Genomic DNA, 20,889 nt, shown 5'->3' with positions numbered 1-20,889 from the left:
GTTTCCATGCCGTAATTCCTTTCCCTGGGGGCTTGGTGGTTATTTTTTTTCATGTATCTTTGTCATTAAAACCAAAAACGTAGACAATAAAATGAGAAAACAGTTCGCTAGAGTTGTGCTGTGGTTGTTTCTGCTGGGAGGGCCGGCTGTGTATGCCCAAAGCGGAATGACCGACAGCCAGGTGATAGAATATGTACAGCAAGCACTTCAGCAGGGGAAAGACCAGCAGACCATTGCCATGGAACTGCTTTCAAAGGGGGCTACTCAGGAACAGTTGTTGCGCTTGAAGTCTCAGTATTCGGGCACTTCCACTTCGGGCTCTTCTTCGCTGACGGGGGACGCTTCGGGACTGGACACCGGTACGAGGGCGCGGAAGACGACGGTGGCCAATGCGACTGACGGAGAGGCGGCCCTTGAAGGTGCGAATACGGACGAGATGAAGGAGACCATGAAGAAACGTCAGGAGCTGAAGGTGTCGACGGCCAGCGAGAATGACGTGTTCGGTCGCAATATTTTCAACATTGAACAGCTTACTTTCCAGCCGAACCTGAATATGGCTACTCCGGAGAACTACCGGCTGGGACCGGGCGACGAGGTGATTGTCGACGTGTGGGGGGCCAGCCAGAATACCATGCGGCTGGAGATTTCGCCCGACGGCTACGTGAACATCACCAATCTGGGTCCGGTATACCTGAACAACATGACCATTAAGGATGCCCGCCAGCTGCTGAAGCAGGAACTGGGCAAGATTTATGCGGATTCGGCCAATAACATACAGGTGACGCTGGGGAACATCCGCACCATCCAGGTGAACGTGATGGGAGAGGTGAGAGCGCCGGGTACGTATGCCCTGTCGTCGCTCTCGACGGTGTTTCATGCCTTGTATGCGTCGGGCGGGGTGAGCGACATCGGTAGCTTGCGTAACGTGCAGGTGGCCCGTGGCGGAAAGACGATTGCCCGGCTGGATGTGTACGAGTACATCATGAAGGGGCAGATTCAGGACGACATCCGCCTGCAGGACGGTGATGTGGTGATTGTGCCTACCTACGACGAACTGGTGAAGATTACGGGTAAGGTGAAACGCCCGATGTTCTATGAAATGAAGAACGGGGAGTCGGCCGCGACGTTGCTGAAGTATGCCGGCGGATTTTCTTCGGATGCTTACAAGAAGAGTATCAGGGTGTTACGAAAAGATGGAAAAGAATTTTCCGTAAAAACGGTGAACGATATAGACTATTCTGCGTTTAAATTAATAGACGGGGATGTGGTGACGGTGGATTCTATCCTGAACCGCTTCAACAACCGTCTGGAGGTGAAGGGCGCGGTGTATCATCCGGGTGTGTTCGAACTGAGCGGTTCGCTTAACACGGTGCGCCAGCTGGTGGAAAAGGCCGACGGACTGCTGGGGGATGCGTTTACGGGACGCGCGGTGCTGTATCGTGAACGGGAAAACCTGACGAAGGAGGTGCTGCCGGTGGACATCGAAGGGATTCTGAAGGGAACTTCGCCCGACATCGCCTTGCAGAAGAATGACATTTTGTATATTCCGAGTATCCACGACTTGCAGGACATGGGCAAGGTGACCATCAGCGGGGAGGTGAACAAACCGGGAAGCTATACGTATGCCGACCACATGAGCCTGGAGGACCTGGTGATTACGGCGGGCGGACTGAAGGAATCGGCTTCGCTGGTGCGTGTGGACGTGTCGCGGCGCATCCGTGACCCGAAAGGGACGACGGAACCGGACATGATCGGACAGAATTTCTCGTTCGGCCTGAAGGACGGCTTCGTGGTGGACGGTGAGGCGGGATTTGAACTGCAACCTTACGACCAGGTGTTCGTGCGCCGCAGCCCGAGCTACAACGAGCAGGTGAACGTGACGGTGGACGGCGAGGTGCTGTACCGGGGTGAGTATACGCTGAGTACGAAGAGCGAACGCCTGAGCAGCCTGATTCAGCGGGCCGGAGGGGTGAGCCGCTATGCGTATGTGCGGGGAGCCAAGTTGCGCCGTGTGGCCAACGAGGAGGAACTGCGCCGCATGGAAGATGTGGTGAAGATGGTGCGCCGGGAAATCGGTGAGACCCTGGCTACTTCGCTGGGACTGAAGGTGGACAGCACGTTCACGGTGGGTATTGACCTGGAAGCGGCGCTGGCCAACCCGGGCGGTGATGCCGACCTGGTGCTGCGCGAGGGCGATGTGCTGACGGTGCCGGAATACAACAATACGGTGAAGGTGAACGGAGCGGTGATGATGCCGAACACGGTGTCGTATGCCAAGGGCAAGAGCGTGAAGTACTACCTGAGCCAGGCGGGAGGCTACTCTGCCAATGCCAAGAAGAGCCAGAAGTTCATTATTTATATGAACGGACAGGTGGCCGAGGTGAAGGGCAGCGGAAAGAAACAGATTGAGCCGGGCTGCGAAATCGTGGTGCCGAACAAGACGAAGAAGTTCAATTTTGCCACTGTGGTATCGAATGCGACTTCGTTTGCTTCGCTGGCTACGATGCTGGCTTCACTGGCTACGATGATGAAATAACCTTTAATAAATCTATGAGTATATGAACATGAAACTGAGACTGATTGTCATGAACTTCCTGCAGTTTGCTGTGTGGGGGGCCTATCTTACTTCGATGGGTACGTACCTGGCAGGCGTGGGACTGGGTGGACATATCGGAATTTTTTACGCCATGCAGGGGATTGTGTCCCTGTTTATGCCGGCTGTGCTGGGTATCATTGCCGACCGCTGGGTTCCGGCGCAACGGTTGTTGGGGCTGAGCCATTTGCTGGCAGCCTTGTTTATGGGAGGAGCGGGTTACTATGCCATGACTACGGGACCGCAGGTGGAATTTGCACCGTTGTTCTCGTTCTACTCCGTGAGTGTGGCGTTCTACATGCCTACGCTGGCTTTGTCGAATTCGGTGGCCTATACGGCGCTGGATAAGGCGGGACTGGACACCATCAAGGCTTTTCCGCCGATACGTACGTTCGACACCATCGGTTTCATCTGTTCCATGTGGCTGGTAGATTTGCTGGGATTCCAGTCGAACTATATGCAGTTCTTTACGTGTGCGGCCTGGGGCGTGGTGCTGGCTGTATATGCCCAGACACTGCCGGAATGTCCGGTGAGCCGTGCACAGGGAGGACGCAAGTCGCTGGTGGAGGCACTGGGACTGAAGGCGTTTCTGCTGTTCAAGAACCGCAAGATGGCGGTGTTCTTCATCTTCTCGATGCTGCTGGGTGTGTCGCTGCAGATTACGAACGGGTTTGCCAATCCGTTTATCACCAGCTTCAGCGCCATTCCGGAATATGCCGACACGTTTGGCGTGCAGCATGCCAACCTGCTGATTTCGCTCTCGCAAATCAGTGAAACGTGCTGTATCCTGCTGATTCCGTTCTTCCTGGGACGTTTCGGCATCAAGCGGGTGATGCTGATTGCCATGGTGGCATGGGTGCTCCGCTTCGGACTGTTCGGCCTGGGTGACCCGGGCAGCGGGGTGTGGATGTTCGTGCTGTCCATGCTGGTGTATGGCGTGGCATTCGACTTCTTCAACGTGTCGGGTTCGCTGTTTGTCGACAAGGAGACGGATCTGTCTATCCGCTCGAGCGCGCAGGGACTGTTCATTATCATGACCAACGGTATCGGTGCTACGGTGGGTACGCTGAGTGCGCAGGCGGTGGTGAACTGCTTTGTGGACTTCAACTCGCAGGCGCCGCAGGTGGAAGGCTGGAGCTACGCATGGTTCGTGTTTGCAGCTTATGCGCTGGTGGTGGCCGTAGTCTTTTCAGTGGTATTTAAATATAAGCATAATAGTAATAACAATTAAATGAGATTTCACTATGGAATTCAAAGGAAACGAAGGACTGACAGAACTGAAAGTCAGCTACATTACAGAGATGATAAACCCGGTAGAACTGGTAAAGGACCTGACATTCGATGAGGTGCTGACGGATGCGGACAAAATGGATATGCTGATGGCAAACGGCTACAATTACAAGATGATGCTGGAAGAGAAGGAAGAGCCGCACCGTAAGTTCATGGCTATCATCAATGCCGACGAAGCAGACTTGCTGGACGTGTCGCTGGATGCGCCGGAGGCGGTGGACCTTTCGGTGCACTACCAGATGCTGAAGATGCTGAAGGAGCATTATGGGGCTACGGTGGAAAAGGCTGTGCTGTGGGGAAAGGAAGACCAGGTACCGCAGACCAGTGTCTATATGCGCAAGGCGGACGGCACGGTGGTGGAACTGACCGTGAAACTGGCCGATGCGCTGGTGCTCGCTACCCTGGGAGAGGCACCGTTCTATATCAGAACGGAGATGCTGGAAAACCGGGTGCCGGATTTTGCCAAGAAGTCTGTATCGCACTTGCAGGCGGCGTTGTTGCGCGGATTGCCGATGTTTTACCTGGAGAAGGAGATGGAAAAGGCCATCCGTGAGGAAAACTACGAGTATGCAGAGCTGATTAAGCGCGAAATGCAGGCTCGTAAGGAGAGAGGGGAAACAGACGACAGTCTGGAAGAAGAAGCTAACGAAAAGGAATAAGTCTATGCACGTGTTTTATGCACCGGATATTGCGCAGACCATGGAGCTGCCGGAGGAAGAGGCCGGACACTGTCTGCGGGTGTTGCGCCTGGGAGTGGGCGAGGAGATTACCCTGACCGACGGGAAAGGCTGCTTCTATCGGGCGGTCATTTCGGCTGCCACGCAGAAGCGCTGTGTGGTGAAGGTGGTGGAGAAAACGGAGCAGGAACCTTTCTGGAAAGGGCATCTGCACCTGGCACTGGCACCTACCAAGAACATGGACCGCATGGAATGGCTGGCGGAAAAGGCCACGGAAATCGGTTTCGACGAGCTGACTTTCCTGAACTGCCGTTTTTCGGAACGGAAGGTTATCAAGACGGAACGGGTGGAGAAAATCGTGGTGTCGGCCGTAAAGCAGTCGCTCAAGGCGCGCAAGCCGGTGGTAAACGAGATGACGGATTTCCGCCGCTTTATGGAGCGGGAATTTACGGGGCAGAAGTTCATTGCGCACTGTTATGAGGGGGAAAAGCCCCTTCTGCGCGATGTGCTCCGCAAGGATGAGGATGCCGTGGTGCTGATTGGCCCGGAGGGGGACTTTAGTCCGGAGGAAGTGGCACTGGCGGCTGAAAAAGGTTTTCAGGCCGTGAGCCTGGGCAAGTCGCGTCTGCGCACGGAGACGGCGGCGCTGGTGGCCGTACACCTGATGAACCTGACACACGCGGAATGAAGGTGATGTGTAACTTTTAAATAAATGATTATGAAAAAGACATGGAAATGGATGGGAAGCCTGGCACTGGGTATGGCTTTCCTGTTGTCTGCCTGCGGGGAAGACAATGCGTACACCAATGCATTGCCGAAAGATGCGGCTGCTGTATTCTCGTTCGACCTGATGGATATGGCACAGAAGTGTGACCTGAACGATCAGGCAAAGCAGTCGATGGGGCAGATGATGAAATCGAGCCTGAAGGGCAATGCGGATGCCCTGGTGGACAAACTGATGGAGAATCCGGAGGAAAGCGGACTGAAACTGACCGACCGGGTGTATTTCTTTGGGGCTTCTCAGATGCAAATGGGCGGTGTGCTGGTGCGCATGGCCGACAAGGGAAAACTGGAAGATTTGATTGCAATGCTTCAGGAGCAGAAGGCGTGTGAGGCGCCTGCCGACGGCGACGGTTGCCGCTGGACCGTGGGTGGCGGCGGACTGATGGCCTGGACGGACGATGCGTTCATGATGCTGGCGGGCAACGGCAACCCGAAGGACTTGCAGCATCAGGCTTCGATGTGGCTGCGCCAGAAGAAAGGGGAGGGCTATTCGGGCACTCCGGAATTCAAGAAATTAGAGGATGCCGACGAGGATGTGGCAATGGTGACTGCACTGGATGCCATGCCGAAAAGTTATTGGGGACCGATGACCATGGGACTGCCGGCTGACTTGAACCTGAATGATTTGAAACTGTTTACTACGCTCGACTTTGAAGAAGGAAAAGCCGTGGTGGAAGTGGAAGCGCTGCTGGGTGGCAAGTTCAAGGAGTTGCTGCAAAAGCAGGCGGAAGTGAGCGGGGAACTGGACGGTACGTACCTGAAGACGTTCCCGGCCAATACGGTGTGCTGGATGGCTGCCAACGTGAACGGTGAGAAGGCGTACGAACTGCTGCGCGAGAACCCGACGGTGCGTCAGGAGCTGGACAACTCGATGATGCCGCTCGACTTTGAGGCTATCTTCAAGGCGGTGAAGGGTGACGTGGCAGTGGCCATGCCGGAAATGTCGATGAAGCCGGGCTTCATCCTGTATGCCGACGTGACGAACAGTGACTTTATGCGCACGTTTGAAGACTTGAAACCGATGCTGGCCATGACAAACGGACAGATGCGCCTGGTAAACAAGGGCGAGAATGCTTATCAGTTTGTGGCTGCCAACGGTGCCATGCTGGGCATGGGCCGCGGACCGGTGTCTTTCTGGCTGGGCGTGAAGGATGACCGCTTCTACCTGACGAATCAGGAAGACCTGATTGGCCGTGAGGTGAAGGGACTGTCGCTGAAAGACTGTGACTGGGCCAAAGACGTGAAGGACAAGCATTTCTACCTGAACGTAAACTTCCAGGCACTGGCTGCCGTGCTTCCGCAGGTGCCATACGTGAGCATGCTGGACTACCTGAGCGTGGAATCGGATGAACCGACCAAGGCGCGCATGGTGTTGCAGCTGAAGAACCGCAAGGAGAATGCGCTGAAGCAGCTGGTACAGATAGTTAATAATTAATAGTGAATAATGAATAATGAATAACGAAGAGCATTCACTCGTTTTTCATTGTTCATTATTAATTATTCATTGAATGAAATGAACACAATAGAATTACAGCAAACCCTGCCGGAGGTATTCGCCGGACGCGACGGAATCGTGTCTGACGTGTGGCACCGGCAGGTGGCTTTCCAGAAGGGAAAGATGTATCTGATTGAAGCGGCGTCGGGCACAGGCAAGTCGTCGCTTTGCAGTTTTATTTACGGGTACCGTACGGACTACCAGGGGATTATCACCTTCGACGGGGAGAATGTGCGGAAACTCACGGTGAAGCAGTGGACCGACATCCGCAAGCGTTCGCTGAGTATGCTGTTTCAGGAGCTCCGCCTGTTCGGGGAACTGACGGCATGGGAGAACGTGCAGCTGAAGAACGGGCTGACGGGCTTCTGCCGCAAGCAGCAGGTGAAGGACTGGTTTGAGCAGCTGGGCATCGCCGACAAGTGGGACGTGAAAGTGGGCAAGATGTCGTACGGACAGCAGCAGCGCGTGGCTTTCGTGCGGATGCTGTGTCAGCCGGCCGACTTTTTCTTCCTGGATGAGCCGGTGAGCCACCTGGACGACGGCAACGGGCAGATTATGGCGCGCATCCTGAAGGAGGAGGCGGCCCGCCAGGGAGCAGGAGTGATTGTGACGTCCATCGGCAAGCACCTGCCGCTGGAGTATGACAGGGTGCTGAGTTTGTAAGGGATTAAAACGAAGACGGATATGATCTGGAAATTATTGAGACAGCACATCAGTGTGGCGCAGCTGGCGGGATTCTTCCTGGCCAACCTGTGCGGTATGGTCATCGTGCTGTTGAGTATACAGTTTTATAAGGACGTGTTGCCGGTGTTTACGCAGGGCGACAGTTTCATGAAGAAGGACTACGTGATTGTGAGCAAGCAGGTGAGCACGCTGGGCAGCCTGGTGGGCAAGGGTGGTACGTTCTCGCGTGCCGACATAGCCGACATGGAGTCGCAGCCGTTTGCCAAGCGGACGGGGGCGTTCACTCCGGCGCAGTTTCAGGTGTCGGCCGGCATGGGCATGGCGGGCATGCAGCTCTCTACGGCCATGTTCTTTGAGTCGGTGCCCGATGAGTTTGTCGACGTGCGGCTGGATGGCTGGACGTATCGCGAGGGGCAGACCGAAATTCCTATCATCATTCCGCGCAACTACCTGAACCTGTATAATTTCGGCTTTGCACAGAGCCGTAACCTGCCGCAGCTCTCGGAGGGCGTGATGGGGATGATGACGCTGGACGTGCGGCTGAGCGGACGGGGACGGACGGAGCGCATGAAGGGACGTATCGTGGGTTTCTCCAACCGGCTGAACACGATTCTGGTGCCGCAGGCGTTCATGGAATGGGCCAACGCGAGGTTGGGTGACGGCGGTGAGACGGCTCCCTCACGACTGATTGTGGAAGTGGACAATCCAGCGGACGACCGCATTGCGAAGTATTTCAAGCAGAAAGGCTATGAGACGGAAGGCGACAAGCTGGATGCGGGAAAGACGACGTGGTTCCTGAAGATGGTGGTGGGCATCGTGCTCACGGTGGGCCTGATTATCAGTGTGCTGTCGTTCTACCTGCTGATGCTGAGCATCTACCTGCTGTTGCAGAAAAACACGAAGAAGCTGGAGAACCTGCTGATGATAGGCTTCAGTCCGGCAGCGGTGGCGCGTCCGTATCAGGTGCTCACGGTGGCGCTGAACGCGGCAGTGGCAGCCATGGGCGTGCTGCTGGTGTGCGTGGCCCGGGGAGCGTATCTGGACATGCTGCAGCGGATGGTGCCCGATTTTCAGGGAGGCAGCCTGCTGCCGGCATTGCTGACGGCCGGGGGACTTTTCCTGCTGGTATCGGTACTGAACGTGCTGGCCGTGCGGCGGAAGGTGGATTCCATTCGGGTGAAAAAATAGCATAGGCGCATATTAATTGTTATATTATCTGTAAAACCAAATGAAAATGAAGAAACTAAAGAATGTATGGCTCTTTTTGAGCTTTATCCTGATGGTGGCTGGAATGGCCAGCTGTAGCACGGAAGACCCGACGGGTGTGGAAGTGTCGAGAGAAGATATTATCGGTACGTGGAAGGTGACGGCGAATGACTGGACTAACTCGGAAGAAGAGTCGAACCGGAACGACCATGTGGGGCAGACGCTCTCGGTAAGAAGTGACGGTACGGCTTCGTTCCGTGGCGAGTCGTTCAACTGGACGCTGAGCAAGGGAGTGCTGACGCTGTCGGACAACCGTGGCCGCAACATACGGGTGGTGATTCTGTCGTATACGGAGGAGGAGATTCAAGCTTCGTATGACTGTACGTTTGAATCGGAAATGTACACCGAGGAAGGCAATTACACCTTCAAGCGCGTGTAACGAGACATATTATTACAAGAAGAGCCACAGCAATGTGGCTTTTTTTGTAGGTGTGGCCGCACACACGCCCTGAATCTTGTAAATATTTGTTTAGATATCCGGCTTCCGTGTAAACAAGTGTAAAACCATTTGTCCGATATCTCTTGATTTATGTCTATTATTAGGGGAATCAGTCTAAAAAATGTTACATGGAGTTACATATATGAGAGTTTATTCAGTAAATTTGCGTTACAGAAATGGTCAAACTTTAAACAAATACCCGGGACGTTTGTTTAATAGGTAAGAACCATGGATGATTCATTCTTTTAAATTAAAATAATTGCTTATGTCAAAAATCGTTGGACACATTTCGCAGGTAATCGGTCCGGTGGTCGATGTGTACTTCAAGTTTGAAGAAGGACAAGACGTGGAACACGCCTTGCCGAAGATCCACGATGCCATGACGATTGCCCGTAACGACGGGCGTACGCTGGTGATTGAAGTGCAGCAGCATATCGGTGAAGACACGGTACGCTGCGTGGCCATGGACAGTACGGACGGGTTGAAGCGCGGAATGGAAGTCGTTCCTACAGGGCATCCGATTTCGATGCCTATCGGAAACCAGATCAAGGGCCGTGTGATGAATGTGGTAGGTGATACCATTGACGGTATGAAAGAACTGGACAAGACGGACGGATTTCCTATTCACCGTGAACCTCCGAAATTCGAAGACCTGGCCACTACCCAGGAAGTATTGTTTACCGGTATCAAGGTGATTGACCTGCTGGAACCTTACCTGAAGGGTGGTAAAATCGGTCTGTTTGGTGGGGCGGGTGTTGGAAAAACCGTGCTCATCAAAGAGTTAATCAATAACATTGCCAAGAAACACAATGGTTTCTCCGTGTTTGCAGGAGTGGGTGAGCGTACCCGTGAAGGTAACGACCTGCTGAGAGAAATGATTGAATCAGGCGTAATCCGCTACGGTGACGAATTCCTCAAGAGCATGGAGGAGGGAAACTGGGACCTTTCGAAGGTGGATTACAATGAAGTGGAAAAATCGCAGGTAGCCATGGTGTTCGGACAGATGAACGAGCCTCCCGGTGCCCGTCAGTCAGTAGCCTTGTCAGGTCTGACACTGGCCGAATCGTTCCGTGACCGCCAGACGGGCGACAACGGTCCGCGCGATATCCTGTTCTTTATCGACAACATCTTCCGTTTTACGCAGGCAGGTTCTGAGGTTTCAGCCTTGCTGGGACGTATGCCTTCGGCAGTAGGTTACCAGCCTACGCTGGCTACGGAAATGGGACAGATGCAGGAACGTATCACTTCTACGAAGAACGGCTCCATTACTTCCGTGCAGGCGGTGTACGTGCCGGCCGATGACTTGACCGACCCTGCGCCGGCTACTACCTTTACGCACCTGGATGCCACTACGGTGTTGAGCCGTAAGATTACTGAGCTGGGTATCTATCCGGCTGTAGACCCGCTGGATTCTACGTCGCGTATCCTCGACCCGCTGATTGTGGGCAAGGAGCACTACGAAACCGCTCAGCGCGTGAAACAGATTCTGCAGCGCAACAAGGAGCTTCAGGATATTATCTCTATCTTAGGTATGGATGAACTTTCGGATGAAGACCGTCTGACGGTGAACCGTGCCCGCCGCGTGCAGCGATTCCTTTCGCAGCCGTTTGCCGTGGCCGAGCAGTTTACGGGCGTGCCGGGCGTGATGGTTTCCATAGAAGACACCATCAAGGGATTCAAGATGATTCTGGACGGCGAGGTAGACTATCTGCCTGAACAGGCTTTCCTGAACGTGGGTACCATTGAGGACGCCATTGAGAAGGGTAAGAAGCTGATGGAAGCGGCTAAGAGTTAATAATTAATAGTTAAAAGTTAAAAGCTGAAGGCGCTGAAAAGCCGGCGGCTAATAACGAATAATTGAATTATGAAAGAACTTCATCTGGTTATCGTTTCACCCGAAAAGCTGGTTTACGAAGGTAAAGTGAGCCAGGCTACCTTTCCGGGAAGCGCAGGAAAATTTCAGGTCATGGCCGACCATGCCCCGCTGATTTCCACGCTCTCGGCCGGGGAAGTGAAATACGTGGCCGGACAGGAAACGCAATCCCTGCAAATCAAGGGGGGATTCGTGGAAGTCAAGGAGAATCAGATTTCAGTCTGTGTGGAACTCTGAGAGGAGCGAAGCAGGCGATGAACCGAATATGTTTTTGGCGGCTTTCCGGATGAAAAACCGCACGATACTATGTTTTTGTTGACCGTTAAGAAGAAATTTATAAAAGAACTGACCGTGATTGGAGTTGTGCTGACGACCTTTGTCGCCGTGGTATATCATCTGTTCATTCCCGACAGGTATTTCCTGTGGTTTCCGGCCATTCCGATATTCTTCTATCTTTTCGGCCTGTTTTACATAGAAATGTTCGCGTTCAACTATCGCGTGGGGCTGGAACGGATTGCGATGACGTATCTGGTGTGCAAGGTACTGAAATTCATTGTCAGTGCCATGCTGCTGATGTTCTACGGATTTGTGATAGGACATGAAGTGGTGGCGTTCATGCTGACCTTCATCTTCTTCTACTTTGCGTTTCTGATATTCGAAACCCGTTTTTTCCTTCTTTTTGAAGCGAAACTCAAACTAAGAAAAAAAGCTAATGATGAAAAAATTACGGTACATAGTCATAACGCTGTTACTGCTGATGGCGGTTCCGGCTGCGCTGACGAAGGCACAGGCCGCTGAGGGGGACATCGACGTGAACGAACTGGTGTTCGGACACATTGGCGATGCCTACCAGTGGCACATTGCGAAGTTTGGCGATACGGAGGTAAGCATTCCGCTGCCGGTAATCGTGAAAAGCAGTACGGGCTGGCATGTGTTCTCGTCTGCCCGGCTGGAGGAAGGTCCTTATGAGGGTCTGTACGTGGCCGAGGGCGGTGCCTACGACGGCAAAATCGTGGAACGCAATGCGGCCGGCGAGGAGGTGCGTCCGCTGGACATCTCCATCACGAAGAATGTGCTGGGCTTGTTTATCAACAGTGCGGTGCTGCTGGTCATCATGATGAGCTGCGTGCGCTGGTACAAGAAACATCCGCTGGAAGACGGGGCACCCAAGGGGGGCGTCGGCATGATTGAGGCCACGGTGCTTTCTATCTACAACGACGTGATTAAGGGCTGCATCGGCGAGAATTACCGCCGCTACGCACCTTATCTGCTTACGGCGTTCTTCTTCGTGCTGGTGAACAACCTGATGGGGCTGATTCCTATCTTCCCCGGAGGTGCCAACGTGACGGGTAACATCGCCATTACGCTGGTGCTGGCCTTGTGTACGTTCGTGCTGACCAACGTGTATGGTACGAAGGCTTACTGGAAGGAAATCTTCTGGCCCGACGTGCCTACGTGGCTGAAGGCGCCGATTCCTATGATGCCGTTGATTGAATTCTTCGGTATCTTTACCAAACCGTTTGCACTGATGATCCGTTTGTTTGCCAACATCATGGCAGGACATGCGGCCGTGCTCAGTCTGGTAGCCATTATCTTCATCACGGTGAAGTCGGGTCCGGTAATCAACGGCTCGATGACGGTGGTGTCGGTGGCATTCAGCATTTTCATGGATGCGCTGGAAATTCTGGTGGCATTCATCCAGGCATACGTCTTCACGATGCTGTCGGCCGTGTTTATCGGTCTGTCGCAGGTGAAGGAACATGCCGAAAAATAATTGATTCAAAAAAAATTAAAGTATAACCTTTTAAAACAAGAAAATTATGTTATTGTCAGTTTTATTGCAGGCAGCTGCAGGTGTAGGTATTAGTAAGTTGGGCGCCGCTATCGGTGCAGGTATTGCAGTTTTGGGTGCCGGTATCGGTATCGGTAAAATTGGTAGCTCGGCCATGGAAGGTATCGCACGCCAGCCGGAAGCTTCAGGCGACTTGCGTATGAACATGATTATCGCTGCTGCGCTGGTAGAAGGTGTGGCACTGATTGCTATCGTGGTTTGTTTGTTGACTTTGTTCTTGTAAAAAAATAAAACAATAAGTTATGGGATTATTAACTCCGGATCCGGGGCTGCTGTTCTGGATGGTCATCACCTTCGGAGTCGTGTTCTTCATCTTGGCGAAATACGGCTTCCCGGTGATTCTGAAGACGGTGGAGGACCGGAAAGCATACATTGACAATTCGCTCAAGGCGGCGCGCGAGGCCAACGAACAGCTGGCCAACGTGAAGGTGGAGGGGGAGAAACTCCTGGCACAGGCACGTGAAGAACAGCACCGCATTCTGAGTGAGGCTGCTGCTACGCGCGACCGCATCATCAAGGACGCTCAGGAGAAGGCCTTCGCCGAAGGCAACCGCCTGATGGAGGAGATGAAGAAGCAGATTGAAACGGAAAAGGAAAGTGCCATCCGTGACATCCGCCGCCAGGTAGCCGTGTTGTCAGTGGGCATCGCAGAGAAGATTATGCGCAACAAGCTGGCCGATGAAAAGGAACAGGCTGCGCTGATTGACCGTCTGCTGGATGAAATGATTGAAACTTCTAAAAAATAACGTGTCATGAATACAGGAGTCGTTTCAAGACGTTTCGCGAAGGCACTGCTGGCATACGCGAAGGGAGAAGGGCTGGAAGACAAGGTGTACAAAGAGGTGAAGACACTGGCTGCACACTTTGCTGAGGTGCCCGCCCTGCGGCGTGCCGTGGAAAATCCGGTGCTGGAGAGAAGCAAGAAGCTGGAGCTGCTTTGCGAGGCTTCGGGTGGAAAGGACGTAAGCCAGGTGATGACGCGTTTTCTCAGCCTGGTGCTGGAAGACAGAAGGGAGAAGTTCTTGCAGTTCATGATGTGGTCGTACATCGACCTGTATCAGGAAGACAAGCACATCCTCATCGGAAAGCTTACCACTGCCGTCAGTTCGCCCAAGCTTGTGGCACACTTGCAGAAACTGGCTGCCGAGAAGACGCACGGTGAGGTGATTCTGGAAGAGAAGGTGGACAAAAGCCTGATCGGAGGATACATCATCGAACTGGGTGGCTTTCGCCTGGACTCCAGTGTGGCGAACCAGTTGAAGCGCGTGAAACAGCAGTTTATCGCGAAAAACAGGAGAATAGTGTAAACAATGAATAATGAAGAATGAATAATGAAAAACGATTCCTATTATTCATTGTTCATTTTTAATTGTTCATTATTAATTATTAATTAAAAAGAATTATGCCAGAAAATACAATAAAACCCAGCGAAGTTTCAGAGGTGTTGCTCCAACAGTTGAAGGGGATTGACAACTCGCTGAAATTCGACGAAGTGGGTACCGTGCTTCAGGTGAGCGACGGTGTGGCCCGTATTTACGGTTTGCGTAATGCGGAAGCCAACGAGTTGCTGCAGTTTGAAAACGGTATCATGGGAACGGTGATGAATCTGGAGGAGGACAACGTGGGAGCGGTGCTTCTGGGTCCGACCGACCAGATTAAGGAGGGGATGATTGTGAAGCGTACGAAGCACATTGCTTCCATCAACGTGGGAGAATCGATGCTGGGACGTGTAATCGACCCTCTGGGTGTGCCCTTGGACGGGCGCGGCGAAATTGGCGGAGAGCTGTGCGAGATGCCGCTGGAGCGTAAGGCACCGGGGGTTATCTTCCGTCAGCCGGTAACGGAACCGCTGCAGACGGGACTGAAGGCCATCGATGCCATGATTCCTATCGGCCGCGGACAGCGTGAGTTGATTATCGGTGACCGTCAGACAGGTAAGACGGCCATTGCCATCGATACCATCATCAACCAGCGTGCCAACTACGAGGCAGGAAATCCGGTGTACTGTATCTACGTGGCCATCGGTCAGAAAGGTTCTACCGTGGCCAGCATCGTGAATGCGCTGCGTGAGAAGGGTGCGATGGACTATACCATTGTGGTGGCTGCTACGGCTTCCGACCCGGCTGCCATGCAGTATTTCGCTCCGTTTGCGGGAGCTGCCATCGGTGAGTACTTCCGTGACACCGGCCGTCATGCACTGGTGGTGTACGATGACTTGTCAAAACAGGCTGTGGCCTACCGTGAGGTATCACTGATTCTGCGTCGTCCGTCAGGACGTGAGGCTTATCCGGGTGATATCTTCTACCTGCACTCTCGTCTGCTGGAACGTGCGGCGAAGATTATCAATCAGCAGGAAGTGGCCGAACAGATGAATGACCTGCCAGCCAGCCTGAAGGGTAAGGTAAAGGCCGGAGGTTCACTGACCGCCCTGCCGATTATCGAAACACAGGCCGGCGACGTGTCTGCCTACATTCCGACCAACGTGATTTCCATTACCGACGGTCAGATCTTCTTGGAAACCGACTTGTTCAACCAGGGATTCCGTCCGGCTATCAACGTGGGTATCTCCGTATCGCGTGTAGGTGGTAGCGCCCAGATAAAGAGTATGAAGAAAGTGGCCGGTACGCTGAAGATTGACCAGGCGCAGTATCGTGAGCTGGAGGCCTTCTCGAAGTTCAGCAGCGACATGGACTCTGTGACTGCCATGGCCATCGACCGTGGACGTAAGAACAACCAGCTGCTGATTCAGCCGCAGTACTCACCGATGCCGGTAGGCGAACAGGTGGCCATTCTGTACTGTGGTACGCACGGACTGATGCGCGACATTCCTATTTCGAAGGTACGTGCCTTCCAGGATGCGTTCTTGACTTACCTGCGTGCCAACCATCAGAAGGATGTGCTCGACGTGCTGGCTTCCGGAAAGATTACCGACGAAATTACGTCGCTCATTGAAAAACTGGCCGCAGACGCAGCCGAACAATTTAAAGCATAAATCCCATGGCATCACTGAAAGAAGTTAAAGGAAGAATCAACTCAATCCACGGCACGCTGAAGATTACTTCGGCGATGAAGATGGTGGCGTCTTCCAAGCTGCACAAGGCGCAGGAGGCCATTGAAAATATGCTTCCCTACGAACGCCGGTTGCACCGCATGCTCAATAATTTCCTGGGCGCGGAGCTGAGCGTGGAATCGCCTTTTGCAGTGAAACGTGAAGTGAAGAAAGTGGCCGTGGTGGTGTTTGCCTCCAACAGCAGTCTGTGCGGCGGATTCAATGCCAATGTAATCCGTCACCTGAACGAGGTGGTGGCAGAGTATGAGCCGAAGGTGGGCCGTGAGAACATCCTGATTTATCCGGTGGGCCGTAAGGTGGCCGATGCGGTGAAGAAGATGGAGGGACTGACGGCGGCCGGCGATTATCAGCACATGAGCGGAAAACCGAACTATCAGGAAGCGGCCGACCTGGCTGCCGAGCTGATGACACGGTTTGCCAGCGGTGAGATTCAGCAGGTGGAGCTGCTCTACAACCACTTCAAGTCGACCTCTTCGCAGGTATTGACGCGGGAAACTTACTTGCCGCTCGACCTGAGTGCCGGTCATGCGGACGAGAAGGGAGAGGAGCAGGAAACCATGCAGGCTGATTACCTCATCGAACCGTCGCCGGAACAGGTGATGGAGGAGTTGCTGCCCAAGGTGCTCCGCATGAAGATGTACACCGTGCTGCTTGACTCCACGGCTTCGGAACATGCCGCGCGCACCATGGCTATGCAGATTGCCACGGACAATGCAAACGACCTGATTCAGGAACTGACCTTGATTTACAACAAGAGCCGCCAGCAGGCGATTACCAACGAGTTGCTGGACATCGTGGGTGGCAGCATGAGCTGACCCCGCGGGCGGAACTCTTGTGTTCATTGCATAAAAAAACGTATCGCTGTCTCACGGCAGGATACGTTTTTTTTTGAACGAATAAACTAAAAAATTAATTATCTTAAAAAAGAAAACATGAAATTCTTTGGTGATTTATTTCTATAACAAACTGATTTCGTGTTTTGTTCGCTTTATCTGTCGGTTTTTCTTACTGATTTTTTTTAATAACTATAGAAACATACTGCCGCACCGTCGAGCAGGCATTCCATTCGTCCTTCTCCCAGGCGGATATTGTCCATGTAGGAGTAGTCGCCTCGGCCGTAGTTCAACCGGATGCTGGTGTAGAAAGCGTCGTACCAGTCCCACGTGAAGGTGTAGGTATATTCTTCCCAACGTCCGTGAGCATCCTGAATGCGGATAAAGTCTTCACCGGTTCCGTTGGTATAGAAGCGCAGCACCTGAAAGTGATGCAAGCCGTAGTCGTCGTACCAGTCGTCCTGCCAGTCGTAGCTGCAGAGATACGCTGTGCGTTCACGATATTCCAGGGTGTTGTTTCCCAGTTCCATTTCCACGTTACACGACGGGAAGGCGAGTGTCAGTGCGACCAGCATCGCCATATACATGAATTTTCTTACCCTTGTTCTCATAACTCTTTGTGTGTTTGTTTTCCTCTATGTGACAAAGGTATCCGGAAAAAATCATACAAACGAATGATTTTTCCTATTCCTGTGGGGGAATTTCCCTATCGGGGGTAGGGATTGGCGCATAAAAAAGCCCTGCAGCCGGTGGAAAAGTTTCCGGTGCAGGGTGTTATGGAGATGTATTATTGTGCCTGGTCAGGCTTTCTGAAGCAGGACAGCCAGCGCATCGCGCCAGTCTTCGCCGTTATGCGGGCAGTAGGTCTGGAAACCCAGTTCGCGGGCTGCCTTTACATTGCCGGCCCCGTCGTCAATGAAGAGCGATTCTGACGGAAGAATGTCGGCATCGGCTATCAGGAAGTCGAAAATCTGCCGGTCGGGCTTAGTCACTCCAATCTGGTAGGAGAGGTACAGCTTGTCAAAATAGTCGGTGAGCGGTTTCCCCTTTGAGGAGAATGCCGGACTGCAGGCCCAGTCCATCACGTAGGGATTGGTGTTGCTCAGCACGAAGAGCTTGTAGCGCTTGCGCAGCTCCTTCAGGCAGTCGAGCAGGCGTTCGTCCAGTCCGGTGAAATAGCCCAGCCATGCCTGGCGTGTCTCCTCCCAGCTGGGTGTGCGTCCGCCGCACAACTGTCCCAGTTTTTCCTGGAACTCATCGGGGGTAATTTTCCCTTCTTCCAATTCCTGGAAAATTCCCGTCTGGTGATATTTGTCCAGGCGCTGGTCGGCATCAGCCACTCCTAACTGGCGGAACGCTTCCACCGCCTGTTCGCGGCTGATAGGGGCGATGACCCCTCCGAAATCAAAAATCAGGTTTTTTATCATATATTGTTTTTATTTTCTCAGCATCAGGTTCTTGAACGGGGCAGGATAGGGAGTCTCGAATTCCATCCGTTCGCCCGTAAGCGGGTGGTAGAAGCACAGCTTGAAGGCATGGAGTGCCAGACGTCCGAGCGGGTCGGTTTCGCAGCCGTAACGTGCATCGCCCACCACCGGATGACCGAGCGACTGCATGTGCACGCGAATCTGGTTCTTGCGTCCCGTTTCCAGTTGCAGTTCCATGAGCGAATAGCCGTTGGCCCGCTTGATGGTGCGGTAGTGCGTGATGGAGAGTTTGCCTCCGTCGTCTACCGGCGAGGAGCTGACGTACAGCTTGCGGTCGGTGAGCCAGGAGCGTACGGTGCCCTGGTCTTTCTCCATGTCGCCCATGACGATGGACACGTAGCGGCGGTCGTACACGATGTCGTGCCAGTTGTCGCGGAGCGTGTGCTGCGTCTTCTCATCCTTGGCATACATCATGATGCCTGAGGTTTCGCGGTCCAGGCGGTGCACCACGAAGATACGGTTGTTGCGGTGCGTGCGCTTCACGTACTCATTCAGAATGTGCTGTGCGGTACGCTCCTTCTGGTGGTCGGTAGCCACGGACAGCAGTCCTTCCTTCTTCTCTACCACGATGAGATAGGCATCCTCGTAGAGAATCTTCAGCATGGGGTGGCGGAACTCGTGTTTGTTCTTTTCACGGCTCACCTGCACCTTCATGCCCGGCTTCAGGGGAAAGTTGTACTGCGTCTGGATGTTGTTGTCCACCAGCACCACGCGGTTGGCCAGCAAGGCTTTTACGCGCGTGCGGCTGATGCCGTCCATCTTCTTCATAAGGAACTCCATCAGTTCTGCCGGTTCATTGACCGGATAGATTGTATATTTGGCTGCGGCACGCGGGATAGGGCGTCGGCCGTTGTTGCCAGAGTTATTTCTTGCCACTTTGTTGCGTCAGTTAAAAGTTAGAAGATAGGGGAGAGTGTTTAGCGTCTTTCCAGTTGCACGACATTTTCCACGTGATGCGTGTGAGGGAACATGTCGACAGGCTGTACGGCAGTCACCTTGTACTTGCCGTCGAGCAGCTGGAGGTCGCGTGCCTGTGTGGCCGGGTTGCAGCTCACGTAGACGATGCGTTTCGGCTCGGCAGCCAGAATCACGTCGATTACGTCATTGTGCATACCTGCGCGGGGAGGGTCGGTGATGATGACATCCGGACGTCCGTGTTCCGCAATGAAGTCGTTGGTAAGGATGTCCTTCATGTCGCCCGCATAGAACAGCGTGTTGTCGATGCCGTTCAGGGCCGAGTTCACCTTGGCATCCTCGATGGCTTCGGGCACATATTCGATGCCCACCACCTTGCGTGCCTGGCGTGCCACGAAGTTGGCGATGGTACCTGTACCCGTGTAGAGGTCGTACACCAGCTCGTTGCCCGTAAGTCCGGCAAACTCACGTGCCACCTTATATAAATTATAGGCCTGTTCAGAGTTCGTCTGATAGAACGATTTCGGTCCCACCTTGAAGCGCAGTCCCTCCATCTCCTCGAAGATGTGGTCGTTGCCTTTGAACACCTCCACGTCGAGGTCGCCGATGGTGTCGTTACACTTGTTGTTGATGACATACATCAGCGAAGTAATCTGCGGGAAGCTGTCGGCCATAAACTGCAGAATCTCTTCCATCTTGCGGCGGCCTTCGTCGTCGGTCACCTTGCACTGCAGCACCACCATCAGTTCGCCCGTAGACGAGGTACGGATCATGATGTTACGAAGAAGTCCTTCCTGCGTGCGCAAGTCGAAGAACGGGAAGTTGTGCGCGTAGGCATAGTCGCGTACGGCATTGCGGATCTGGTTGGAAATGTCGTCCTGCAACCAGCACTTGTCGATGGCCAGCACCTTGTCGAACGCCCCCGGAATGTGGAATCCCACGGCATTCATCTGGTCGTACTTCACGTCCTGCTTCACCTCCTCTTCCGTAAGCCAGCGCTTGTTGGAGAATGTAAACTCCAGCTTGTTACGGTAAAAGCGGGTCTTTTCCGAGCCTAAGATAGGACGGAATTCCGGCAGTTCCACCTTCCCGATGCGGGTGAGGTTGTCGAACACTTGTTTCTGCTTGTACTTGAGCTGTTCCTCGTAAGAAAGACATTGCCATTTGCATCCTCCGCACACTCCGAAGTGACTGCAGAACGGCTCCGTGCGCAGGGGTGATTTCTCATGGAACTTTACCGCCACCGCTTCGGCGTAATGGTTCTTCTTGCGCTTCACCTGTAAATCGACTACGTCGCCCGGCACTACATACGGGACAAATATTACCAACTCGTTCACTTTAGCCACGGCTTTTCCTTCTGCGGCTACGTCTGTTATCGTTACCTTCTCCAGTAAAGGCAGTTCTTTTTTCTTTCTTGCCACGTTCTTTTCAATAAAACCAATTTGGGAGCAAATTTATACATTTTTCCTGACATTCTTCCATGTTTTTCGAAGAAGTTCATTTTGCAAACTCTATGTTGCAAAATATGTCGAAAAATATCTTCACAAAATTTGGGATTCAATAAAATATATATAGATTTGCCAGCGGTTGACCAACGAAAAACATTATTGAACCTTATCAAATATAAGAAAA

Annotated in this window: 21 protein-coding genes; 17 read left to right on the top strand and 4 right to left on the bottom strand. The window is 53.1% G+C overall.

The genetic code is table 11. The features are described from left to right. Window positions 1-91: 91 nt before the first annotated feature. From BACPLE_RS03150 to BACPLE_RS03070, 17 genes are all read left to right on the top strand, one after another. The gene (locus BACPLE_RS03150; protein ID WP_007558876.1) at window positions 92-2,536 is read left to right on the top strand and encodes an SLBB domain-containing protein; all 2,445 of its coding nucleotides are present in this window, start codon (window positions 92-94) and stop codon (window positions 2,534-2,536) included. Between the two features lie 22 nt (window positions 2,537-2,558). Continuing rightward, window positions 2,559-3,824, top strand: coding sequence for an MFS transporter (locus BACPLE_RS03145; protein WP_007558874.1), 1,266 nt, complete (start codon window positions 2,559-2,561; stop codon window positions 3,822-3,824). A 13-nt stretch (window positions 3,825-3,837) separates the two neighbouring features. Continuing rightward, window positions 3,838-4,542, top strand: coding sequence for a bifunctional nuclease domain-containing protein (locus BACPLE_RS03140; RefSeq protein WP_007558872.1), 705 nt, complete (start codon window positions 3,838-3,840; stop codon window positions 4,540-4,542). A 4-nt stretch (window positions 4,543-4,546) separates the two neighbouring features. Beyond that, window positions 4,547-5,248: a 16S rRNA (uracil(1498)-N(3))-methyltransferase gene (locus BACPLE_RS03135; protein WP_007558870.1), complete on the top strand. Its 702-nt coding sequence runs from the start codon at window positions 4,547-4,549 to the stop codon at window positions 5,246-5,248. Between the two features lie 30 nt (window positions 5,249-5,278). Continuing rightward, entirely contained in the window at window positions 5,279-6,778 is a 1,500-nt protein-coding gene (locus tag BACPLE_RS03130) for a DUF4836 family protein (RefSeq protein WP_157131880.1), read from the top strand. A gap of 78 nt (window positions 6,779-6,856) precedes the next feature. Then, on the top strand, window positions 6,857-7,501 hold the full coding sequence (locus BACPLE_RS03125; RefSeq protein WP_007558866.1) for an ATP-binding cassette domain-containing protein: 645 nt from the start codon (window positions 6,857-6,859) through the stop codon (window positions 7,499-7,501). Window positions 7,502-7,522: 21 nt separating this feature from the next. After that, the gene (locus BACPLE_RS03120; RefSeq protein WP_007558864.1) at window positions 7,523-8,710 is read left to right on the top strand and encodes a hypothetical protein; all 1,188 of its coding nucleotides are present in this window, start codon (window positions 7,523-7,525) and stop codon (window positions 8,708-8,710) included. A gap of 46 nt (window positions 8,711-8,756) precedes the next feature. After that, window positions 8,757-9,167, top strand: a complete 411-nt coding sequence (locus tag BACPLE_RS03115) for a lipocalin-like domain-containing protein (RefSeq protein ID WP_157131879.1) — start codon at window positions 8,757-8,759, stop codon at window positions 9,165-9,167. A gap of 325 nt (window positions 9,168-9,492) precedes the next feature. Further along, window positions 9,493-11,022 carry a F0F1 ATP synthase subunit beta gene (atpD, locus tag BACPLE_RS03110; protein WP_007558860.1) on the top strand — a complete coding sequence of 510 codons (1,530 nt, stop codon included), beginning with the start codon at window positions 9,493-9,495 and terminating at the stop codon, window positions 11,020-11,022. Window positions 11,023-11,091: 69 nt separating this feature from the next. Then, window positions 11,092-11,337 (top strand): F0F1 ATP synthase subunit epsilon, encoded by a 246-nt coding sequence (locus BACPLE_RS03105; protein ID WP_007558858.1) that lies wholly within the window; start codon window positions 11,092-11,094, stop codon window positions 11,335-11,337. 69 nt (window positions 11,338-11,406) lie between these two features. Beyond that, complete coding sequence (locus BACPLE_RS03100) at window positions 11,407-11,898, top strand: hypothetical protein (RefSeq protein ID WP_007558857.1); 492 nt, start codon at window positions 11,407-11,409, stop codon at window positions 11,896-11,898. Continuing rightward, window positions 11,816-12,874, top strand: a complete 1,059-nt coding sequence (atpB, locus tag BACPLE_RS03095; RefSeq protein WP_185150576.1) for a F0F1 ATP synthase subunit A — start codon at window positions 11,816-11,818, stop codon at window positions 12,872-12,874. Before BACPLE_RS03100 ends, atpB begins: the two co-directional genes overlap by 83 nt. A gap of 46 nt (window positions 12,875-12,920) precedes the next feature. After that, complete coding sequence (gene atpE / locus BACPLE_RS03090; protein ID WP_007558852.1) at window positions 12,921-13,175, top strand: ATP synthase F0 subunit C; 255 nt, start codon at window positions 12,921-12,923, stop codon at window positions 13,173-13,175. Between the two features lie 19 nt (window positions 13,176-13,194). After that, on the top strand, window positions 13,195-13,698 hold the full coding sequence (atpF, locus tag BACPLE_RS03085; protein ID WP_007558848.1) for a F0F1 ATP synthase subunit B: 504 nt from the start codon (window positions 13,195-13,197) through the stop codon (window positions 13,696-13,698). A gap of 6 nt (window positions 13,699-13,704) precedes the next feature. After that, window positions 13,705-14,259, top strand: a complete 555-nt coding sequence (locus tag BACPLE_RS03080) for a F0F1 ATP synthase subunit delta (RefSeq protein WP_007558846.1) — start codon at window positions 13,705-13,707, stop codon at window positions 14,257-14,259. Between the two features lie 95 nt (window positions 14,260-14,354). Continuing rightward, a complete protein-coding gene (gene atpA, locus BACPLE_RS03075) occupies window positions 14,355-15,944 on the top strand; it encodes a F0F1 ATP synthase subunit alpha (RefSeq protein ID WP_007558844.1) in 1,590 nt (529 codons plus the stop codon). A gap of 5 nt (window positions 15,945-15,949) precedes the next feature. Beyond that, on the top strand, window positions 15,950-16,837 hold the full coding sequence (locus tag BACPLE_RS03070) for a F0F1 ATP synthase subunit gamma (RefSeq protein WP_007558843.1): 888 nt from the start codon (window positions 15,950-15,952) through the stop codon (window positions 16,835-16,837). A 203-nt stretch (window positions 16,838-17,040) separates the two neighbouring features. On the opposite strand, the gene BACPLE_RS03065 is transcribed toward BACPLE_RS03070, so the two are convergent. The 4 genes from BACPLE_RS03065 to rlmD all read right to left on the bottom strand — a co-directional run bounded on the left by BACPLE_RS03065 (window position 17,041) and on the right by rlmD (window position 20,678). After that, entirely contained in the window at window positions 17,041-17,466 is a 426-nt protein-coding gene (locus BACPLE_RS03065) for a hypothetical protein (protein ID WP_148374636.1), read from the bottom strand. Between the two features lie 189 nt (window positions 17,467-17,655). Further along, window positions 17,656-18,282, bottom strand: a complete 627-nt coding sequence (locus tag BACPLE_RS03060) for an HAD family hydrolase (RefSeq protein ID WP_007558836.1) — start codon at window positions 18,280-18,282, stop codon at window positions 17,656-17,658. A gap of 9 nt (window positions 18,283-18,291) precedes the next feature. Beyond that, window positions 18,292-19,218, bottom strand: a complete 927-nt coding sequence (locus BACPLE_RS03055) for an RluA family pseudouridine synthase (protein ID WP_007558834.1) — start codon at window positions 19,216-19,218, stop codon at window positions 18,292-18,294. Between the two features lie 41 nt (window positions 19,219-19,259). Continuing rightward, window positions 19,260-20,678, bottom strand: coding sequence for a 23S rRNA (uracil(1939)-C(5))-methyltransferase RlmD (gene rlmD, locus BACPLE_RS03050; RefSeq protein ID WP_007558832.1), 1,419 nt, complete (start codon window positions 20,676-20,678; stop codon window positions 19,260-19,262). Window positions 20,679-20,889: the final 211 nt, after the last annotated feature.

This window comes from Phocaeicola plebeius DSM 17135 (assembly GCF_000187895.1).
Lineage (GTDB): Bacteria > Bacteroidota > Bacteroidia > Bacteroidales > Bacteroidaceae > Phocaeicola > Phocaeicola plebeius.
This window is presented reverse-complemented; position numbering and strand designations above follow the sequence as displayed.

Bases quoted from the DNA above. Each gene is read 5' to 3' on its own strand.
- BACPLE_RS03150 (WP_007558876.1), top strand. From the start codon at position 92: ATGAGAAAACAGTTCGCTAGAGTTGTGCTGTGGTTGTTTCTGCTGGGA.
- BACPLE_RS03145 (WP_007558874.1), top strand. From the start codon at position 2,559: ATGAACATGAAACTGAGACTGATTGTCATGAACTTCCTGCAGTTTGCT.
- BACPLE_RS03140 (WP_007558872.1), top strand. From the start codon at position 3,838: ATGGAATTCAAAGGAAACGAAGGACTGACAGAACTGAAAGTCAGCTAC.
- BACPLE_RS03135 (WP_007558870.1), top strand. From the start codon at position 4,547: ATGCACGTGTTTTATGCACCGGATATTGCGCAGACCATGGAGCTGCCG.
- BACPLE_RS03130 (WP_157131880.1), top strand. From the start codon at position 5,279: ATGAAAAAGACATGGAAATGGATGGGAAGCCTGGCACTGGGTATGGCT.
- BACPLE_RS03125 (WP_007558866.1), top strand. From the start codon at position 6,857: ATGAACACAATAGAATTACAGCAAACCCTGCCGGAGGTATTCGCCGGA.
- BACPLE_RS03120 (WP_007558864.1), top strand. From the start codon at position 7,523: ATGATCTGGAAATTATTGAGACAGCACATCAGTGTGGCGCAGCTGGCG.
- BACPLE_RS03115 (WP_157131879.1), top strand. From the start codon at position 8,757: ATGAAGAAACTAAAGAATGTATGGCTCTTTTTGAGCTTTATCCTGATG.
- atpD (WP_007558860.1), top strand. From the start codon at position 9,493: ATGTCAAAAATCGTTGGACACATTTCGCAGGTAATCGGTCCGGTGGTC.
- BACPLE_RS03105 (WP_007558858.1), top strand. From the start codon at position 11,092: ATGAAAGAACTTCATCTGGTTATCGTTTCACCCGAAAAGCTGGTTTAC.
- BACPLE_RS03100 (WP_007558857.1), top strand. From the start codon at position 11,407: ATGTTTTTGTTGACCGTTAAGAAGAAATTTATAAAAGAACTGACCGTG.
- atpB (WP_185150576.1), top strand. From the start codon at position 11,816: ATGAAAAAATTACGGTACATAGTCATAACGCTGTTACTGCTGATGGCG.
- atpE (WP_007558852.1), top strand. From the start codon at position 12,921: ATGTTATTGTCAGTTTTATTGCAGGCAGCTGCAGGTGTAGGTATTAGT.
- atpF (WP_007558848.1), top strand. From the start codon at position 13,195: ATGGGATTATTAACTCCGGATCCGGGGCTGCTGTTCTGGATGGTCATC.
- BACPLE_RS03080 (WP_007558846.1), top strand. From the start codon at position 13,705: ATGAATACAGGAGTCGTTTCAAGACGTTTCGCGAAGGCACTGCTGGCA.
- atpA (WP_007558844.1), top strand. From the start codon at position 14,355: ATGCCAGAAAATACAATAAAACCCAGCGAAGTTTCAGAGGTGTTGCTC.
- BACPLE_RS03070 (WP_007558843.1), top strand. From the start codon at position 15,950: ATGGCATCACTGAAAGAAGTTAAAGGAAGAATCAACTCAATCCACGGC.
- BACPLE_RS03065 (WP_148374636.1), bottom strand. From the start codon at position 17,466: ATGAGAACAAGGGTAAGAAAATTCATGTATATGGCGATGCTGGTCGCA.
- BACPLE_RS03060 (WP_007558836.1), bottom strand. From the start codon at position 18,282: ATGATAAAAAACCTGATTTTTGATTTCGGAGGGGTCATCGCCCCTATC.